At 46.0% G+C, this 18,375-nt stretch carries 16 protein-coding genes; 1 reads left to right on the forward strand and 15 read right to left on the reverse strand.

The genetic code is table 11. The annotated features are described in order from the left end of the window. Window positions 1-267: 267 nt before the first annotated feature. From LI015_RS07880 to LI015_RS07890, 3 genes are all read right to left on the reverse strand, one after another. The gene (locus LI015_RS07880) at window positions 268-789 is read right to left on the reverse strand and encodes a hypothetical protein (RefSeq protein ID WP_117627113.1); all 522 of its coding nucleotides are present in this window, start codon (window positions 787-789) and stop codon (window positions 268-270) included. Between the two features lie 171 nt (window positions 790-960). Further along, a complete protein-coding gene (locus LI015_RS07885; RefSeq protein ID WP_117627114.1) occupies window positions 961-1,503 on the reverse strand; it encodes a hypothetical protein in 543 nt (180 codons plus the stop codon). Window positions 1,504-1,955: 452 nt separating this feature from the next. Further along, window positions 1,956-5,540: an EAL domain-containing protein gene (locus LI015_RS07890; protein WP_166436714.1), complete on the reverse strand. Its 3,585-nt coding sequence runs from the start codon at window positions 5,538-5,540 to the stop codon at window positions 1,956-1,958. A 416-nt stretch (window positions 5,541-5,956) separates the two neighbouring features. On the opposite strand from LI015_RS07890, the gene LI015_RS07895 reads away from it, so the two are divergent. Next, window positions 5,957-7,387, forward strand: a complete 1,431-nt coding sequence (locus LI015_RS07895; protein ID WP_117625866.1) for a GntR family transcriptional regulator — start codon at window positions 5,957-5,959, stop codon at window positions 7,385-7,387. A gap of 7 nt (window positions 7,388-7,394) precedes the next feature. Here LI015_RS07895 and LI015_RS07900 read toward each other — a convergent pair whose 3' ends face one another. The 12 genes from LI015_RS07900 to LI015_RS07955 form a co-directional block, all read right to left on the reverse strand. Then, the gene (locus LI015_RS07900; RefSeq protein ID WP_054354248.1) at window positions 7,395-7,901 is read right to left on the reverse strand and encodes a hypothetical protein; all 507 of its coding nucleotides are present in this window, start codon (window positions 7,899-7,901) and stop codon (window positions 7,395-7,397) included. A gap of 62 nt (window positions 7,902-7,963) precedes the next feature. Beyond that, window positions 7,964-8,662, reverse strand: coding sequence for a TadE family protein (locus LI015_RS07905; protein WP_166461005.1), 699 nt, complete (start codon window positions 8,660-8,662; stop codon window positions 7,964-7,966). Beyond that, window positions 8,652-9,170: a TadE/TadG family type IV pilus assembly protein gene (locus LI015_RS07910; RefSeq protein WP_117625864.1), complete on the reverse strand. Its 519-nt coding sequence runs from the start codon at window positions 9,168-9,170 to the stop codon at window positions 8,652-8,654. The genes LI015_RS07905 and LI015_RS07910 overlap by 11 nt, the downstream gene beginning before the upstream one ends. 32 nt (window positions 9,171-9,202) lie before the next feature. After that, on the reverse strand, window positions 9,203-10,501 hold the full coding sequence (locus tag LI015_RS07915) for an NAD(P)/FAD-dependent oxidoreductase (protein ID WP_227124496.1): 1,299 nt from the start codon (window positions 10,499-10,501) through the stop codon (window positions 9,203-9,205). Between the two features lies 1 nt (window position 10,502). Further along, window positions 10,503-10,952 carry a 4Fe-4S dicluster domain-containing protein gene (locus tag LI015_RS07920; RefSeq protein WP_119205216.1) on the reverse strand — a complete coding sequence of 150 codons (450 nt, stop codon included), beginning with the start codon at window positions 10,950-10,952 and terminating at the stop codon, window positions 10,503-10,505. Next, window positions 10,949-12,826: an anaerobic carbon-monoxide dehydrogenase catalytic subunit gene (gene cooS / locus LI015_RS07925; RefSeq protein WP_227124498.1), complete on the reverse strand. Its 1,878-nt coding sequence runs from the start codon at window positions 12,824-12,826 to the stop codon at window positions 10,949-10,951. The genes LI015_RS07920 and cooS overlap by 4 nt, the downstream gene beginning before the upstream one ends. A gap of 21 nt (window positions 12,827-12,847) precedes the next feature. Further along, window positions 12,848-14,080, reverse strand: a complete 1,233-nt coding sequence (locus LI015_RS07930; RefSeq protein ID WP_227124499.1) for a hypothetical protein — start codon at window positions 14,078-14,080, stop codon at window positions 12,848-12,850. A gap of 18 nt (window positions 14,081-14,098) precedes the next feature. Beyond that, on the reverse strand, window positions 14,099-14,446 hold the full coding sequence (locus LI015_RS07935) for a DUF192 domain-containing protein (RefSeq protein ID WP_227124501.1): 348 nt from the start codon (window positions 14,444-14,446) through the stop codon (window positions 14,099-14,101). A gap of 11 nt (window positions 14,447-14,457) precedes the next feature. Continuing rightward, on the reverse strand, window positions 14,458-15,363 hold the full coding sequence (locus LI015_RS07940) for a type II secretion system F family protein (RefSeq protein WP_117625861.1): 906 nt from the start codon (window positions 15,361-15,363) through the stop codon (window positions 14,458-14,460). Between the two features lies 1 nt (window position 15,364). Next, on the reverse strand, window positions 15,365-16,090 hold the full coding sequence (locus tag LI015_RS07945; protein ID WP_117625860.1) for a transglutaminase domain-containing protein: 726 nt from the start codon (window positions 16,088-16,090) through the stop codon (window positions 15,365-15,367). Between the two features lie 17 nt (window positions 16,091-16,107). After that, a complete protein-coding gene (locus tag LI015_RS07950; protein ID WP_117625859.1) occupies window positions 16,108-17,052 on the reverse strand; it encodes a type II secretion system F family protein in 945 nt (314 codons plus the stop codon). Window positions 17,053-17,064: 12 nt separating this feature from the next. Further along, window positions 17,065-18,369, reverse strand: a complete 1,305-nt coding sequence (locus LI015_RS07955) for a CpaF family protein (protein ID WP_330417910.1) — start codon at window positions 18,367-18,369, stop codon at window positions 17,065-17,067. Window positions 18,370-18,375 lie beyond the last annotated feature (6 nt).

An 18,375-nucleotide genomic window follows, 5' to 3' on the forward strand; every position in this document is an offset into this window, starting at 1 on the left:
GCATCATGATATACCACACATAACCATGTATCAGGCATCATAATATGCTGGTCTACTCACCGCCACTGCACAGAAACCGCAGCAGATACTTAAAACAGGAATTGCAGTGTATTGTCATACCATACACTGCAATTCCTGTTTTGTAAAGATTCATCTATGCCTGCGAAGCGGCAGATCTACTATACGATTTATTTTTTTAGCATAGTAATAGCTGAGTTTCTGGACCTGTATCGGCCCTCATACATAAAATAACATAACTCTGCTCCGCTATTTTACCCTTTCTGCAAATGCTTTTATATATGATTTGAATTTTTCACTGTCAGCTGCCTGCATCATAAGAGGAATTGCATACTCAGTCACTGTCATTGCAAAGATACGGTTGCTGCCCTTAAAATAAAAAGAGACTTTTCCCATAGCTCCGAGCTCTACTTTTTGTAGAATATCCGTTGTGATATGTAAAATGAAATCCTGGTCCACCTCCATCTCTGTACTGGAAGGATAAGGCACCGTCATAATATACATTTCATTTTCCCTGTAGCGGACAATAAAGATGGGCAAAGAATCATAACCGGTCTGGATCCGGCCATAACCTTTAAACGAGGAAACTATATCTTTTGCCCCTTGTGCAATAACGCTTTCAAACCCGGCAGTTTCCGGAACTGCGGTTTCCGCGCCTTCCCTCACTACCTGTAAAAACGCCTCATGTTTTTTCTCAGCCTTTTTCTCAATCAGTTTAATACATATAAGTACACTCACCAATGGAACACTTAAAAACACAATCAGATACATAATCTTCTCCTCTTGACGCCATATTCAACTGCCAGCAAACTGTGCCTTAAAAACTGCAACGCCTGTTCAAACCGTCTGGATATGTTTCCCTGGATACGAAGCTCCAATTCTTGACTGTTATCCATCCGCCCCGATAAAGCGGCCATCATTCCTCCAAATCTTTCCATTTACTTAAGCCTTCACCTCTGCCGCCAGATTTTTAATATATTTCATAAATCCCCCATACTGTTCCGTCTGTGGAGCAATTAGATTCGGGCTTACTGCCGCAACAAAAAACATCTTATTTTTAAAGATGATATCCACTTTTCCCATACCAATCTTAATCTCTTTAATCTGCTCTTTGGTAAAGTGCAGAATTCTCTCTGTATCCACATCAATTCTTCTCCGGGAGGAATATTTTGCCGTCAAAATATACATTTCATTACCTCGATAGCAGATAATGTAGTTGGGCAGCGAATCATAACCGCTCTGAATCCTCTCATAACCCTTCAGTGACTGGCCTGCATCCTTGATTCCCCTTACCAGGAATTTATCAAAATCCTCCGTTTCTGGAACCGCCATCACTGCCGCGTCCTGAATTACCTGAGGAAAGGGGGCGGAAGTCCTTTCCACCTGCCTTTTGTGATATAAAATAAGTACGATTACCAGAACCATGATTAGGATGATTCCCCCCACAAAAGTAATTAACATACCTGTAATTCCTGTTCCTGCCATTTTCTTTTCCTCCTGTTATTTTCCTTTATGCTTTTTTTCCTGTAACATGGCAGCGGCTTTGGGCAATGATTGCTGGTTCATCTGTTCTATATCTCCCGGGACTTCCACCCATGTAACCTAAACTTTCCGGCAAGTTTTTCAGCATATGCACCTGTCCGGCTGTTCAAACTGGTTATCTCAGCCCTTAGTTGTTCCGCCAACCTTTATCATAATCATCTTTATTCTCGATTTAATATAACATATTAGAAAACGAATAGCAAGCTGAGTTACTGTAAATCTCAATTTTATATATGGGTAAATAGCCTTTGTAGTTGTCTTTTTATCACAATGTCATCATAAATAAAAGAGCACAGAAACATCAGGACAGTGTTTCAATGCTCTTCTTATACAGATTTTCTTTCTACTGCAATGTATTTACGGTTAAGGTTTCACGATACGATGCTTCACTGCAGTTACCTGTTTTTATATGTATTGAAATACTCATTCATTGGCATCGGCTTTGCAAAAAGGTAGCCTTGCCCTTCGTCGCATCCCATTTTCCGCAGCAAATCGAGTTGCTCCTGCGTTTCTATTCCCTCACACAATACACTGTATCCTAATTCGTGCACAATACCAATGATGCGTTCAAGAAGCGTGCAGCCTGCTTTTGTCTTGATAGAATTGAGCATAAATGCCCGGTCAATTTTAATCGTATTTGCAGACATATTAACCAGCATATTCATTACGCTGTAACCGCTTCCAAAATCATCCACTGAAGTGAAAAATCCCAAATCCTGAAGTTCCTTCATTACATACGCCGCCGTATTGAAATTTTGGAAATAACCTGTCTCAGTTAATTCAAATTCCAGCAGCTTGTAGTCCACATGATAGCGATTGACGATTCTTTTGATGGAATCGACCACACCATCCCTCATAATATCCATGACAGACAGATTGATGCTGATTCTGGCCATGTCATCCCAGCCCAGTTCTTTCCATTGGGCTATATTCTTACATACAGTCTCCAAAACATAGAGATCAAGGCTGGTGATAAAACCATTATTCTCAAAAATAGGAATAAACTCATCGGGATAGAAACAGACAGTTCCATTGTTCATCCAACGGCTTAATGCTTCTGCACCGCAGAGTTCTCCCGTCTTAAGGTCTATCTTCGGCTGCATCCATACCTGAAAATCTCCGTTCTCCAGTGATGGTTCCATCCTGGCCAGTATTTTACTCTGAAGACTTTTCTGTCTGACAAACGCCTCATTATAAACTGCAATCTCATTACTGAAAGTCTGTCCTATGGACTGCCGGGTAATGTTAGCATTGTCAATCGCGGTATCAATGTTAGTGCAGTTTTCTTCCACAAAGTAGATACCCGTGCGCAGAACAACTTTAATGTCTTCACTCTGGACACTTCGGGACATCGTAAATTGTTCAACGTTCCGGCTCACATTTTCAATCACATAATTTGAATCCTGGTCATAAGCAAGCATTGTCAGAAAATGGTCTGCTGTCACCCTCGTATGCAGGCCTTGCATATTCATCAAATTAGCAGCAAAATTCTTCAGGATTTTATCACCTGTTTTGTAGCCTGTAACCTCATTAATGTACTTAAAATTTTGGAAATCAATTGAAACAATTGCAAATCTCCCTAACTTTTGGTCAATCAGGTCCTGCCCATTTTTGCGGAATTTTTCATAGCTGGCTAAACCGGTCAGATTATCTGTTTCTATAAACTCAATGGAATTTGGGTGTTCAGTAATGTTTTTAAAAGCAAAAATACAGGAAGCTTCCCCTGACAGATCCCCCAACCAGATATCCACCTCAACCTCCCTGCCTTTTTTGTCGCTATCCTTATCTACAAAGAAGGTCATGGAAATGAACCTGTTTCCCTCTTCCAAATTGTCCAGCAGATTTTTTCTGCTGGTAAAGTTGTGGTATTTAATTTTATTTATTTCGTCCATGTACTGTTCTGCATAGTTTACATTAATACAGGTGAAGCTGCCTGACGAACCAACCAGGGGCTGGAACTTATTCTCTGATCTGAGTGTTATATAAAAATCCGCATTTATGTTGACAAAGTATACGTTACTATATTTTTGCAGCAGCAGCTCAAAGGCATTCATCAGAAGGCTGCATGAATTCAAAGCATCATCTGGCTTAATCAAAGAGTTGGTTCCGTCAGCAAACTCTGCCATCAGATTTGAATACGCCGTGTTGGCGTTTCGCTGGAAATATTCCTCATATTCTTTGTGCCGGCCAATATTGGTACTGTGCATATACAAACATTTAATACGTCCATTTTTCTGTACCAGCATCAGGGTTGCATCCACTGGTATACTGCAGGTTTTCCCTTCTTTGTTTTTCACATCCAACTGTCCGTAACAGCTTAAAATGCTGACTCCCTTGACAATACGCTTACGAAAGAACTGCATATCACGTAATTTCTGTCCATCATTTCCTTCCTGCTGCTTTTTCAGGAAGGTGATTGCCTCCCTGCCTCGGAACACCTTTTGATATTCTTCTTCAAACAAGATAAAATCATCATCCAGCATCATTCTCAGCTGTTCTTCATTCCAACGCTCAACAATCAGATGCAGTAACTTGGTCGCTTCCAATATTACATCCGAGTCCTTAAACGATAGGGTGGTATAGGTATCCAGTAAATCATAATCTTCAGAAAAGGAGCGGACCTTTCGGCATCCCTTTTTATAATACTGTTTTTTTGATTCATACATCTCTGATTCAGCCTTGTTTACAATTTCTTCTACATAAACAGCATCACGGGACCAACAGACCCCCACAGCGGCTTTATCACCCTGACCAGCCTCGAACTCACGTAAGCTGTCCCGTAGCTTTACTGCCTCTTGAAGGAATGCATTCTCCTCAACATGATTGGACAGAACAACAAATTCATCACCGCCAGTGCGGTACACATGCTTTGCGGGGAAAAACTGCATGATTTTCTGCGCAATATGGATAAGCAGCTTATCTCCTGCTTCATGGCCGACCGTATCATTTATCTCCTTCAGACCATTGGCATCCACAAAAACAGCTCCCATTCCAACGTTTTCCGCATTCTGTTTATCAAACTGAAGCTGGGCATTCAGTATTTCCACTTCATGCAGATAGGCATTCTGATTTTTTGAACCTGTCAATTCATCCATATAAGTTTTTTTGCGGAGCTTTTCGTTGGTGCGCATACGGATTAAGACCGCCTGGATAAAATATGCCAGTATCTGAAAAATCTCAATGATGTTGCTGCCATTTTCATACGGAGGGTTATCAATCCCAATAAATCCAAAAAGCTGATCCTGATCAAACAGCGGTACCGTAATCAATGAGTGTATGCCCTGCGGCTTAAGACGCTCATACTCGGCAGGCTCTATTTCGGCATGCTCTTCCAGGTTGCTGATAATGTACGGTTTTCTCTGCTCAAAGGCCTCAATCCAGTGATGACAGACCTCCTGGGGAATCCCCTGCAGCTCCTCCTTTTGTGCTTTAATTGCAGGTGCACACCATTCGTAAATATTATCCATCAGCAAATCATGTATTTCAAATATATAGGTACGGTCTCCCTTCAGCTTTTTCCCAAGCAGTTCCAGTGCCTGCTCAATTGCTTGTCTGTCGTCCCGCGTATCCTGCAAAGCACGGGCACACTCCATGGCTATTTGTTCATTTTCGAATAACACCTTGATTTGATGCTCCTGTGACAGAAACTTTGAAATGTCCATGGCAATTTCCATGCGCACGTTTCTGCCCTCATAAGTAATGAGCTTATCCTTCAACAGATACTGATGCTTGGTAACCGGGTTCTGCGTCTGCCATTCATAATATTCATCCCTGCTCAGCTTACTGTTAGTACAGAAAGAGCAAGGTGAATCAATTCCCTGCAGAACTTCATAGCATTTCCGCCCTGAGATTTCCTGCCTGCTTTTTAAGCCAAACTGCTTTAATCCGCAAGTATTCATATACAGCAGCTCATAGGTATCTATATCCGCTATATATATGAGCTCATTCATTCCATCCAATTCCTCAATAAAATCAGCCATGTTGTTCCCTCTTCTTTGGTTTAATATCATGTAAATATGGTTTGAATTTTATCTTTAATCATAAAGCCACTTCCAGAACAGGGACTGATGTAAAACCGTGAAACAATTACAGACTGAACTTGTTCCGTCTCATGTATCACATTGGTAATTTCCGTCATGACCGAATAACTGACCTGGTAGCCATCCATATATTCATTTGTGAGATATGCATTCAACTGCCCCCATCTATAATCATAATGGTTTCTGTTTCCATGTTCTAATTGTACTCAAGCACGTTCATGGTTTTGCATACTCTTTGTAATTATACATCTTTCCCATTTTAACTACAAGTAGTTTCAGCAGACACTGAAAGGAGAAGCAAATTGTAATTTGTCCACAAAACTGCTATAATAAAAAAATGAGGAGGCATTATTCGGATGAAACAAAGTCAGAATCTATATGAATACACACTTCAGATACTTAAAATACAGTTTTTAAGCGGCGCCTATATGCCGGGGCAGATATTTCCATCCCAACGGGAACTTTGTATGCAATATAATGTGGGAATCACGACCATCCGAAAGGTACTGAAAATATTGAATCAAGAAGGGTATATCCACACTGCCCAGGGGCAGCCTTCCATCGTTACCTGCCAAACTTCTGAAAAGAAATATATCTCATTCTTAGTAAAACGCCGCAGAGGAATCGCGGACGCCTACAAAGGCCTGGAGCTTCTCATGCCCGTTCTTTACCGCGAAGGAGCTAAACGCTGCGGGGAGTCAGAGTTTAAGTATTTCCGGAATCTACTGGGGGAGATATCTGAACAGATGTCACTAGCCAGTCTCTATAAGCAGGCCAATCTTTTTATGACTGCATTGCTGCGCCCTCTGAATAACCAACTGATTATGGATTTGGAACTGGACAGCGAAAATTACCTGCATATTCCATATATTCCCATACCCGGCATGGAAAATCCCTTTGCTCTGTCAGCAGAACGTTTAAAGGTCTGGATGCAGAATGCCATCCATCAGATTGAGAACAGGCAATTTGAAGAATTTCATGACGGGACATCACTTTTATACCGAGCGTCGGCTGAGAGGGTTGACCATTATCTATGCGCTCTAAGCAGATATACTGATGAACGCGAACAGACGGGAGATACGATAACATGGTTCCGAACCAAAGACCGCTGTGAATTATATGCCCGCCTAACCATGACAATCATCCGCAGAATTATGAATGGGGAATTTGACGGACATAAGTATCTTCCCTCCATCCCTAAACTGATGGAGGAATATGGTGTGATGAAGGATACGGCAAGCAGGGCGGTTGCTCTGCTCAATTCCCTGGGCTTTGCCCGGACAATCGACAAAAAAGGGACCGTGGCACTAAATGGAACAACAGCAATCAGCGGCAGTATAGATTTTTCAGAACCGCTTATTCGAGAGCGGTTAACTTATTTTATGAATGCGCTCCAGATTGTAGCGCTCACCGCAGGCAGTTGTGCCGCTTCCTTTTCTTCTTTTTCCGAAAACCTTGCATTGTTTATGGAGGACAGACTTTCGGCTGCCCAAGGCAGCCGGACTACTCCCCTGTCGTTTCAGATTCTTATGAGCAGCTTTATCCAGATGCTTCCCTGCCACTCTTTGAAATGTATTTACAGCCAGTTGGACGAATTAATTATCTGGGGACACTATTTGCAGGCGGCTGACGAATCTCTGTTCCCGGATCCTTGTCATGTATCAATTGCCATGAAGGAACTCGTACAAGCCGCAAAAAACCACGCGTATTTAGCGGAAGCCTATGGAAATGCATTTGCAGCGGTTTATAAGGATGTAAACACGGTTACTTCGCAGATGAGGTTATGAAGTTACTTTAAGGATCCGCCCCATCTTCTCCCCAAACCTCATATGGCTGACCATCGTAGTATGGTTCACCTATAGACATAGGCTGTCTGCTCTTTGCGGACACCCGTATTGGTATTTTATTGATACCGATAATTGACGCAAACATGCAATAGTACTCATCCTCAAGTATAATATCGGTTGAAACAATAACTGTCCATGACATATTCAGTGATGTATTCCGGTCGATTTCACTTTTTTTCACGTTACTTGATGTGTACCCATGACCATCCAGCGCCGCGTCCAGACTCCGGTTAAATGCTTCCACATAATCTCCAGAGTAAGCATAATAAGGAAGCATCTGTGTAACCTCCTCGTTTGCAAAGTCAGACACAGCCTTGAGCCTGCGGTAACTGTTATAATACATTCCCATATCCATCAGCAGCGCCATAATCATAATGGCAATGATAAGGCCCATGCCTCCTATTATCATAACGCTGCCCTCTTCCTGAGCATGATTATAATATTTCGTCCTCATACGGTCATTCTCCTTTCGTCCCTTACGCTTAAGCGTGCCTGCCCCTTTTATTCTAGTGCTTTCTAGTTAGACAGCCAGGACGGCGGTAAATTATAGGTATAGCGGCTGCTCTCCTCAAGACTCACAGTATCACTTCCATTGGGAGCAAGAAGGAGCTTTCCAATAAAAGTGATGGGTTCATATTCATAGAATACATCTACTGTGACATCCACATAATAAAACTCAGACCGTTCCTGTTTACGCTTCTGCTTCCAGGAACTTCCACCTCCCATAGGCATATTAAGGGCCTCGGCCTTAATGTACCAGCCACCGTTGATTGTGTAATCGACCTTATCTTCGTCCAGAACGATTCCAGTATGCTTCAATCGTGAAATGAAAAAATCCTTTGAATCCATTGCCGCAATATAATAATTGTGCCCTATTATATCATCTGCAGCTGGCGCCGAAAATGCATACCAGCCATCATACTCATCAAAGCTCCAGTCTCTTTTCTCATCCGCTGTCAGCCAGCTAGGCTTTCTGTTTTTAGAGGAATCCACCCAGTCTCTGGGAGCAGTCTCATGCTTCCAGTACAGGTTAAATGGTTCCTTAATATTATAACCTATCTCCCTGGAATAGGTGCCTAACTCATATCGGCTGGTAAAATACCATCCATACTCGATACATGCCATAATAATCAGAATGAGAACCGGAAGTACCAGAGCAAATTCCAAAATGGCCTGACCTCCCTCTCTGCAGGTCCGACGCCTTCTAATCACCATCGTCTCCTCCATCCACCGCTGCAACCGAGTCATTAGCCAGAGCCCTGCTGGCCATTGTTTTTGTAGTTAGCGTCATCGTATTGTCCGTATCCTGGAAAAGCACCTTTCCCATCGGTGTCAGATACGGCATTTCGTAGGAAATATCCATTTCGGTATGCAGAATATCGAAATACATTGGTACCTGCCAATGTTTGTGCTGGTTGGATTTCCATACATATTCATCGTAGTAGTACGTCTGGACCTCAGTAGATGCAGATACTGTCAGGCTGCTGTCATCGAACCTGTCAAAATTATCCCGCACATATTTTTCAAGAAAATCCGCAGCCTGTCCGCTGTCCGTCTTGGCATTTGCATGCACCGCCACCAACGCCATATTATCGAAATTCATCCGATTCATAATTATCCAGCCAAATTCAATTACCACGGACATTACCAGCACCAGTAGCGGCAGAATAATCGCACACTCAACCAGGCTCTGGCCAGATTCCTCTGTTTTTCGTCCTGTCATTTTCTCATCTCCCAATATCCATGTCTTTCCTATCACTGATACACATATTCCGCAGTTTCTTCGTCAATTCCATACCAATCAGCAAAACTCAGTTTAAAGAGACGTTTTTCCAGTCCCTCTATACTCTTATGCTCCTGGAGCAGATACTGGTAAACACCGCAATTTTGAAGATTTCCCAGCAGCAGTGCGCCTTCCATGCAGCCGTCCCGGAGAACCAGTTTAGTATAACTTCCTTTACTATGGTGTGTTAATATATCATATACCTGCGGATCTGCATTGACCCGGCCCATAGACACCATGGTGATTCCATAAAAATTTACAGAGTTCTTTTCTATAAATGTCTCTGGCCTTCTGGCAGGCACACCACACATGTTATATGCTGCAATCTGCCCCATCTGCCGTGCGTCCGGCCATATACCGGACATTCCGGTAACATCGCCTGCAGCGTAGATACCAGATACATTCGTCTCCAAATAACGATCCACTTCCAGCCCTTTATTCACCTTTACCCCTGTCTTGCGCAGGTAGTGGCTGAGCACCGTGTGAATGTGATAATTCATGTGCAGGGCCTGAATGGATGTGCCGTTCAGAAAATCCATCTGCGGCTTTACACTGGTGGCAACCACCACAAAATCGCAGGGAATCTCCATTCCGTCCTCCAGCAGAACAGCTTCAATGTTTTCTTCCATATTTATATTTGAGTCCTTAACTGCAGCACCTGTCATAATACGGCATCCCGCACCGCGAAACGCATTCTCGTAGAGTCCGGAGGCAAACTCGTCTGCCTGCAGAGGCATAAGACGTTTTTCCTTTTCCAGCACCGTTACCTGAAGGCCACATTTTAAAAGTCCATAGGCAACGTCCAATCCCAGAATGCCGCCCCCGATAATAACGGCATGGCGGCCATATTTACCTATTCCCTTTCGAATCTGATTCACATCGTCCAAGCTGCGAAAGCCGTATACATTTTGGGCATACCTGAAATTTGGAATTGGCGGCATGAAGTACTCAGACCCGGAGGCAACCAGTATTTTTTCGAATAACAGCTTCTTCCCATCCGCCAGAATAAGGACCCGTTCTTCCTCATCTACCCTGACCACCTCTGTCCCTGGCATAAAGTTAATCCGGTTGTCCTGGAAAAAATTAATACTTTCAAACTCTATGGATTCCATGCTGCGCTCTCCGCTTAAAAGCTTGTGCAGCATACACCGGGAATAGATTGCCTTATCTTTTGACAGCACAATAATCTCACGGTCCGGCTGAAGACGGCGTATGGTCTGCGCCGCTGAAAGGCCGGCCGCACTGCTTCCAATAATTATATATGCCCCCATGCTATCCCACCTCCTTTATTGTGATTGCTTTCGTGGGACACGCCCGGACGCAGGCCGGATCTTTCTCATCCGTATCCTGACAAAAGGTGCAGCGGATTACGGACTTCGCTCCCTGAGCCGGAATGGGGTGCCCATATCTGCACATCATGACACACATAAAACAGGCTGCGCATTGTTTGCTGTCATATTCAATCCAGCCGGTTTCCGGATTCTTGCGCAAGGCTCCACTCATACAGCTTCTGACACAGTCCGGCTCTTCGCAGCAGCGGCATAACACAGGATAATATGATCCGTCTTTCTGGTAAATCCGGCTGCGGGGTGGATTATCGCGGCTGCCCATGTTTAACGCAAAGATGGAAGGACCTTCCAGCCGGTGTACATTCTTACATGCAGCTGAGCAGTTGAGACAGCCAACACATTTTGACGCTTGAATCATAATGCGTTTCTTCATATGCCAAGTTCTCCTCTTTTCCGCATAATAATTCCCTCCAGCCGGCGGGCCGCTGACGTGCCATCCGAATCCATGATAATGCGCCCGCCTGTCAGGCCCTCCATACCCTCTGTCAGTGTCTCCGTAACTATGCTGCTCCCTGTTATAAACGGCGGGGTACCCAGGTGGACCGTCAGACCTAAGGCAAGGCCGTAAGCCCCGTCAGTCAACGCCTGTTCTTCCAGCCACTGGGCCGCTGAAAGCACTAATGGAAGCTGGGGAATATCTACCCCCAGGGCTTCTGATAATTCCACAGCAACTAACTCCAGACGGCCAATGGCCAGACAGGAACCAAAATTGAGCACAGGAGGGATATTAAGCTTCTTGCATACGGACTTCAGTGAATCTCCCGCCAGTTCGGCTGCCTCCGGGGAAGTAAGCCCAATATTTGCCAGGCCGCCTGAGGTACAGCCGCCCGTCAGTACCAGAATATCGCGCTGAATCAGTTCCCTCGTCAGGCTGGCCGTCAGAGTATCATGGCCATCCGCCAGGCTGGAGCAGCCTACCACTCCGGCAATTCCTTTCACTGCTCCGCTCTTTATCAAATCAAGCAGCGGCTCCCAGCTGCCCCCCAGAAATGCTTTCAGATTCAGTTCGCTGACACCGGTAACGCAGTTCCTGTATCCATGGGTATCCAAAAGCCTTAATTCCACCTTGGAGCGCCGCCTCTTATACGCCTCCAGCACTTCCTCCAGAATCTGCTCCGCCTGTACTCCAGCCTCATCGTAATTATAAGGCACCAACAGGGAACCTGTCTTTTTTGCCGCCGCATCAAGGCAGATCTGGCATATATCCATACTGTCACAAATCGCTTCAATTCCAGGAAGGGTACAGTTAAACTCTGAAATTACAGCGTCCACCGCTCCGGTGGAGAGCACGGCTTCACTCACAAAGTTGTTCCCTGCATGTCCTGCGAATGTGGCCCCATAGAACTTCTGGCGCCCCTGCATATCCTGTCCGACGCAGGTACAGCCAATGAGTCTGAAGCCTTTGGCTCCTGCGGCCTCTGCTCTGGCCTGCATCCCACTGCTTCTCATCTCCTGCGCAATCCTGCTGTAAAGACTCTCCTGATGCCCGGTTACCATTACATTTATATAAGCAGGATCAATGATATGCAGCCCAGCCTCTCCCATATGTATGGATGGCTCTCCAATCAGTATGTCATTGACCAGATTGGTGAGAAGAAGTCCATACATCCCTGTGGATATCCCAAGACGCAGACAGTGGAGGAGCATATCCGTGCAGTCGCTGGAAAGATTGGTGGAGGTCTTCACCACACCGTCAATAATCTCTGTTTTTGCGCCTCCCGGCAAGATTCCCAGCTTCTCCCACAGTTCATACCGTTTCGTCAGCGCCAGCTTTTTCACAATGTGCATCGGTTCATCTGAGTCCAACATCAGATCGTCACGGATTGCCCCGGCTATCTGAAAGGCGGTCTCATGCGGATCACCACTATATGGAAGTTCAAGTATACCCGCCAGCCGCCGAACCGCCTCCGTACTTCCCAATTTTTCCTTACTCACAGCGGCTTTCTTTAAGTTCTTTATACTGTTTTCCAGTACATGGATATAACAGCCAGAGCCCGCGGCCACTGCGCGCAGGAAATTACGGCAGACAATGGTGTCGGCATCTGCTCCGCAGACGCCTCTGGGTCTGTCCTCCATAATCCGGCAGGGTCCGTTGGAACACAGACGGCAGCAAATTCCCTGCAGCCCGAATCCGCACTTCACTTCCTGGGGGCTTACCCTGTGGAAGGAGGTTTCATAAGGCAGTGTTTTTACATAACTCTCCAGCTCTTTATCACTGCTTTCACATATATTACAATCGTTGTACATTTTATCCTCCTAACTGCGCGTCTACAAAACTTCCGTCTCTATAATTGGATATTCTATCTTACTGTCCGCACCGTCCACTTTCGTATTCGATACTTCCTCTCCTGACAGACGCTTTGATACACTCTCCGCCCGCTCCAGTAACGCCTTCATCTTCTGCATATCGGTCTCCTGGTCATTTATTGTCTGGTTATCAACTTCCGGCTGCTCTTGCTTGGTACCCCCGGCTCCCGGACCTGCCTGTATCCTGATAATCTTATTATTTTCCAGCTCCTTATTGCGGCGTTTCAAATCCGCCGCCTCACTTCTGGCCGCCTCCAGTTCCTCAATGCTCTTTTGCAGTTCCTCTTCCCGCTTGTTATTCAGCTCCATCAGGAGCACATACGCCGTATCACTCTCTAATTTTTCCTTCTTCACTGTCATCAGCTGCTGTTTGTATTCCCGCAGCTGCTGTCTGAGCTCTGTATTCTCTTTTTCTTTGCGCTCAAACTGCTCCATAATCTCAGCAATAATCTGGCTGGCAGACTCCATCTCCTGGTTCATGGACTGGTTCTCTCTCTGCAGACTCATATACTTCTTCCTGGCTTCGTTCAGTTCAGACCGGCTCTGATCGTATTTCTCAGACATGCGCGACAGTTCTTCTCCAATTGTCTTCATGCTGCGAAGCTGATCCTCCAGATTCTTCTGTTCCTCCTCCATCACCTCACAGTACCGTGTCATCTCCTCCAGCTGGATCATCATGCGCCTGACAGACTCTCCTTCCGGCACTCCTTCGGATACGGATTCCTGCTTATTATTAAGCTCTTCCTTCTGCCTAATCTTAAATTCTTCATACTCCCTGCTTAGCTCTTTGTATTCCTGCTCCAGCCGCTGTCTCTCAAAGCAATTCACCTCCAGCTCTTTAATCGCCCTCTCATGGTCTCTCAGCAATTCTTCGTACTGCTGCTGAAGCTGAATGGTCTCTCTGTTCTTGTCCAGTTCATCCTGCAACTGCTTCTTAAGTACCATTCGTTCTGTTCCAATGCGTTCCTTCTCAGCAGTCAGCTCCCTGAGCTGGTATTCAAAACTATCCTGCATCATGGAAACCATATCCTTATAGGTACTGATGATTTCCTCCACTCCCTTTTTTGCATAACCGCCGAACAAAGAGGTCTTTAGCTGTCCCTCCACGCCTGCGCTGTCAAGCCGTTCCCGGATCAGGCTGAATTCATCGCCTCTTCCCTCTTTTTCCAGCTCCCTCTCTCCATAATCTTCCATAATGGCACAGCTCCTTTCCTAATTACAGCTCTCCAGCCTTAATATCATATCTATATGGATGTTGTCTCCATCTGTTATACCTGTCTCCAATACATGTGCGGCTCTCTTATACAGCTTTCCGCATCTCCATGGCTGAAGAACTTCCTTTGCAATTACCCTGTAATCCCTGTCCAGATATATAACCTGAATGGTAAAACGCATAAAACAGGTATGGACGCTTCCCACCTTTTTAAGAAACAGTCCTTCTCCTTTTGGCAGATGCGATCTTCCCATCAGCCCCAGAAATCTAAGCCGGAAATCGTCCGCAAGTCCTACCCGCTCTAACAGCTTCGTTCTATTTTGTTCATCATATAACTGGCATACCATGGGCCTTCCTCCTACATCAGTGCATTCATAATCTGAGGCACCGCAGGTGCCATTAGTATAATTAAAAGAACCGGGAAGATTAATAACGCCATGGGAAGGAGCATTTTAATTGGAACCTTCTGAGCCCTTTCCTCTATTCTCATCCGCTTGGCGTTTCTTGCTTCTGCTGCCTGTGACACCAGAATATTTCTAAGGGATATTCCCATCTCGTCCGCTTGTATAACAGCGCTGGCAAAGGTCTGCACTTCATCCAGGCCGCAGCGGCAGGACATATCTTCCAAAGCGGCCCTCCGGCTTCTTCCTAACACCATCGCCCGTCCCGCAAATATGAATTCATCCACAAGCGGGCCCTCACACTGTTCCGCAATATACTGAAACGCCTGGTTGAAGCTGAGACCTGCCTCCACACTGATACTAAGCAAATCCAGCAATTCCGGCAGCTGTTCTAGAATAGAATTCTGGCGCCGGCGCATTTTCTGCCGAAAAAAAAGCCGGAACACGGTGTAACCGGCATACAGACCCGCTACAGCTAAAAACAGGATATCCCTATCAAACATAAAACCTAAATACATGCCCAGTACCGCACCGCCAATCAAAGACAGAATCTGCAGAACCATGTATTCTTCCGGCTGGATTCTCAAACCAGCTCTGGCCATAAGGAAACTGATTCTCTGTTTCTCCCGTCTGCTGACCGGAAGCACAGTTCCCACTGTAGATGACAGACGTTCCAATGCTGCCTTGCCCATCCTGCTCATAAGAGAGCCTTCCCACCGCTTTACCTGCTTCTGGCTGGTCTCCCCTATACCGGCTATCTCATTCAGACGCGTCTCCAGTATGGAATATCTGCCCTTCAGCAGCTCGGTCAGAAACTGGTAGATAAATACACCTGCACCAACCGCCGCAATCAACATCCACATATCAGCTGCCCTCCTTCCCTAAAGGATGGGTGCTTTTCCACTCATCCTCCGATACAAGTCTCCACCTGTGCTCTTCCAGGTTCTTATCCCAGGTAATATCAACATACCGCCAATGTCCATCCACCTTTACCCGGTTCCACACATGATTAGAGCCATACAGCATCTCACATTCCAGTCCCAGATAATCACATAAAACCTTATAGGAACCTGCGTAGCCAAAACATACTGTTTTACCAGTGGTCAGAGCTGTATATATCTTTTTGCTTTCATAGCTGTAATCATAGGCGTAATTCGCATAAAGCCAATCATAAGCAGCCTCCGCCCTTGCCATCTGCTCATCTGTCCGGGAAGCGATTTGATCCGATATGCCTGTGAAAATCTGCTCTGCCTGCCTCTGCTGGGCTGCGGCAAGTTTAGTATCTGAAGACCGTACACTAATCTCTACATAGGACGGGCAATCCTGCCACGTACGCATAAGCAGATTGACCTGTACCTCACCCAGATATCCTAATTTATAAAAATAGTCTGCAAAATCCCTTGCCTCCGCCTCTGAGTTGAAGGATATTCCTGTTTCTGTCTCCTGTGCCCCGTCCCCCGCTTCCATACGTTCTATAATTTGTTCCGTATACTGCAGATATAATTCCCTGTCCAGGCCAAATGACATGTCTGTCCCCAGTACCAGGCTGAATACAAAGACAGCGATAGTCAGGCAAAACTCTTTTTTCATAGGCAGGTCTCCTATTATCAGATTTGTATGTTTACAATTTTATTAATTACCAGGAATCCAGCCGCCTCCATAGCGGCTGCCAGGAGCAGGGCCTTTACGCCGAAGCTTGTAGTATAAAAGGCGCTTGTATATTCAGGATTCATAATGGTGATAGCGGCAAGCGACACGATAGGCAGGCCGCCCAGCACCATTCCCGATACCCGTCCCTGGGCAGTCAGTGTCCTTAGATTCTTGCGGATTCTTATTCGGTCTTTGATGGTCTCGGACACATTGTCAATAATCTCTGAAAGATTTCCGCCCGCCCGCTGCTGAATCCGGATGGCCGTGGTTACCAGCTCCAGGTCTTTGTTCTCCATCCTTACCGCTACAGCGGTCAGTGCATTTTCAAGTGATTCCCCATAATTCATCTCCATAACTGCCATGCGGAATTCCATACCTATGGGATCCGGCATATCCGTGGCAACTCGTTCAATTGACTGTCCAATGGAAAATCCGCTGCGCAGACAGTTACCCACTGTCATTAACGTGTCCCCCAGCTGAACCGAGAATTGATTCAGGCGTTTCTTTCTTGTAGCCTTTACCACCAGTGTCGGAATCGCTGCTCCCACCGCAAGACATGCGGCTGCAATTAAGGCACTGCCTGTGACAATATACCCGCCTGCCGGCGGGATTGCTGCTGATGCCAGCCATATAGCAATGAACTCTACAGGATTCAGCGCAATCCCCGCTCCATCCAGTTCTTTCTTAAGACGGCCGGATACATCAAACCATGCCGGCCGCCTGAACTGTTTTTTTTGTACAGGTTCTTCCCTCAACAACTCCTCACCTGGATTACCCATGGCCTGAATACGGTCCAGACGTTTCTTCAGAGTGTTCTGTTTCGAAAACAGAATACTATCCAGAACGAGCAGTACCCCAAACAGATAAACTCCAAATATGACTGCTTTCATTAATTCATTCATTGTGTATTCCCCTTATGCAAACCATGTATCCGATATATGTATACCTCTGTCCTCCATTTTAGATAAAACCATGGGACGTATGCCGGTAGACTGGAATCTGCCCATCACCTTTCCTGTGGCGTCATATCCTTCCACGTTAAAACGGAATAAGGTCTGCAGAGTTACCACCTCACCTTCCATACCTACCACCTCAGATATCTCTACTATCTTTCTGCTTCCATCCTTCAGTCTGGACTGGTTCACGATAATGTCGATAGCAGAAGCAATCTGTTCCCGGATTGCCCGCACCGGCAGTTCCATTCCTGCCATGAGCACCATTGTCTCCAACCTCGCAATCAGATCCCTGGAGGAGTTGGCATGGGCGGTTGTCATGGAACCGTCATGCCCTGTATTAAGTGCCTGGAGCATATCCAGAGTCTCGCCCGAACGGCACTCACCTACAATAATCCGGTCCGGCCTCATACGCAGGGAGTTTCGCACCAGATCCCGGATAGTAATACGGCCGCTCCCCTCAGCGTTAGCAGGGCGGCTTTCCAGGGTAATGGTATGACGCTGGCTTAGCTGAAGCTCAGCTGAATCCTCTATGGTCACAATGCGCTCGTCCTCAGGAATAAAATTAGATAGTATGTTCAGCAGGGTTGTTTTGCCGCTGCCCGTGCCGCCGCAGACCACCACATTAGCCCTGGCCTTAACACAGGCATCCAAAAAACCCAGCATACCAAAAGAAGCGGACCCAAAATCAATCAGGTTCTCAGCCCGCAGCGGAACCTTGGAGAATTTACGTATGGTGATGGTGGGCCCGCTCAGCGCCAAAGGAGGGATGATTGCGTTCACACGGGAACCATCCTTTAGCCTGGCATCCACCATGGGGCTGGCCTCATCACAGCGCCGTCCAATCGGGGTAACAATCCGATTGATTAAATCCAGCACATGCTTATCATCCCGCAGTTTAATCTCCGTCAGGTCCAGTTTACCGCTGCGTTCCACATAGATACTGTAAGGCCCGTTGACCATGACCTCCGATATCGTATCATCCTTGAGGAGACGCTCCAATGGTCCAAGGCCAGCTGCCTCATCCACAATCTGCTGGATCAGCCGCTTCTGAGTTGGTTTAGGAATTTCTTCCCCTTTCTCCTCCACCAGCCTGGAGATTACCTCCTGAAGCCCCAGGCCTTCCTCTGATGCTGCCGTCTTCACCAGCTCCGCGTGTATGCTCTCCTTAAAGGATTCATATTCATCGTAGTATTCCAGCTCTTCCAGGCTTACATCCTTCTCGCTGGCCACTTTCGCCATCTTTGCCCGTTCCAAACGTTCCATAAGGCC

Origin of the sequence: Enterocloster sp. 210928-DFI.2.20 (assembly GCF_020554465.1) — a bacterium.
Classification (GTDB): domain Bacteria; phylum Bacillota; class Clostridia; order Lachnospirales; family Lachnospiraceae; genus Enterocloster; species Enterocloster bolteae.

Coding starts and splice junctions, on each gene's coding strand:
- LI015_RS07895 (WP_117625866.1), top strand. CDS start 5,957: ATGAAACAAAGTCAGAATCTATATGAATACACACTTCAGATACTTAAA.
- LI015_RS07890 (WP_166436714.1), bottom strand. CDS start 5,540: ATGGCTGATTTTATTGAGGAATTGGATGGAATGAATGAGCTCATATAT.
- LI015_RS07955 (WP_330417910.1), bottom strand. CDS start 18,369: ATGGAACGTTTGGAACGGGCAAAGATGGCGAAAGTGGCCAGCGAGAAG.
- LI015_RS07910 (WP_117625864.1), bottom strand. CDS start 9,170: ATGACAGGACGAAAAACAGAGGAATCTGGCCAGAGCCTGGTTGAGTGT.
- LI015_RS07880 (WP_117627113.1), bottom strand. CDS start 789: ATGTATCTGATTGTGTTTTTAAGTGTTCCATTGGTGAGTGTACTTATA.
- LI015_RS07915 (WP_227124496.1), bottom strand. CDS start 10,501: ATGGGGGCATATATAATTATTGGAAGCAGTGCGGCCGGCCTTTCAGCG.
- LI015_RS07935 (WP_227124501.1), bottom strand. CDS start 14,446: ATGGTATGCCAGTTATATGATGAACAAAATAGAACGAAGCTGTTAGAG.
- LI015_RS07920 (WP_119205216.1), bottom strand. CDS start 10,952: ATGAAGAAACGCATTATGATTCAAGCGTCAAAATGTGTTGGCTGTCTC.
- LI015_RS07885 (WP_117627114.1), bottom strand. CDS start 1,503: ATGGCAGGAACAGGAATTACAGGTATGTTAATTACTTTTGTGGGGGGA.
- LI015_RS07930 (WP_227124499.1), bottom strand. CDS start 14,080: ATGGAAGATTATGGAGAGAGGGAGCTGGAAAAAGAGGGAAGAGGCGAT.
- LI015_RS07950 (WP_117625859.1), bottom strand. CDS start 17,052: ATGAATGAATTAATGAAAGCAGTCATATTTGGAGTTTATCTGTTTGGG.
- LI015_RS07945 (WP_117625860.1), bottom strand. CDS start 16,090: ATGAAAAAAGAGTTTTGCCTGACTATCGCTGTCTTTGTATTCAGCCTG.
- LI015_RS07940 (WP_117625861.1), bottom strand. CDS start 15,363: ATGTGGATGTTGATTGCGGCGGTTGGTGCAGGTGTATTTATCTACCAG.
- cooS (WP_227124498.1), bottom strand. CDS start 12,826: ATGTACAACGATTGTAATATATGTGAAAGCAGTGATAAAGAGCTGGAG.
- LI015_RS07900 (WP_054354248.1), bottom strand. CDS start 7,901: ATGAGGACGAAATATTATAATCATGCTCAGGAAGAGGGCAGCGTTATG.
- LI015_RS07905 (WP_166461005.1), bottom strand. CDS start 8,662: ATGGTGATTAGAAGGCGTCGGACCTGCAGAGAGGGAGGTCAGGCCATT.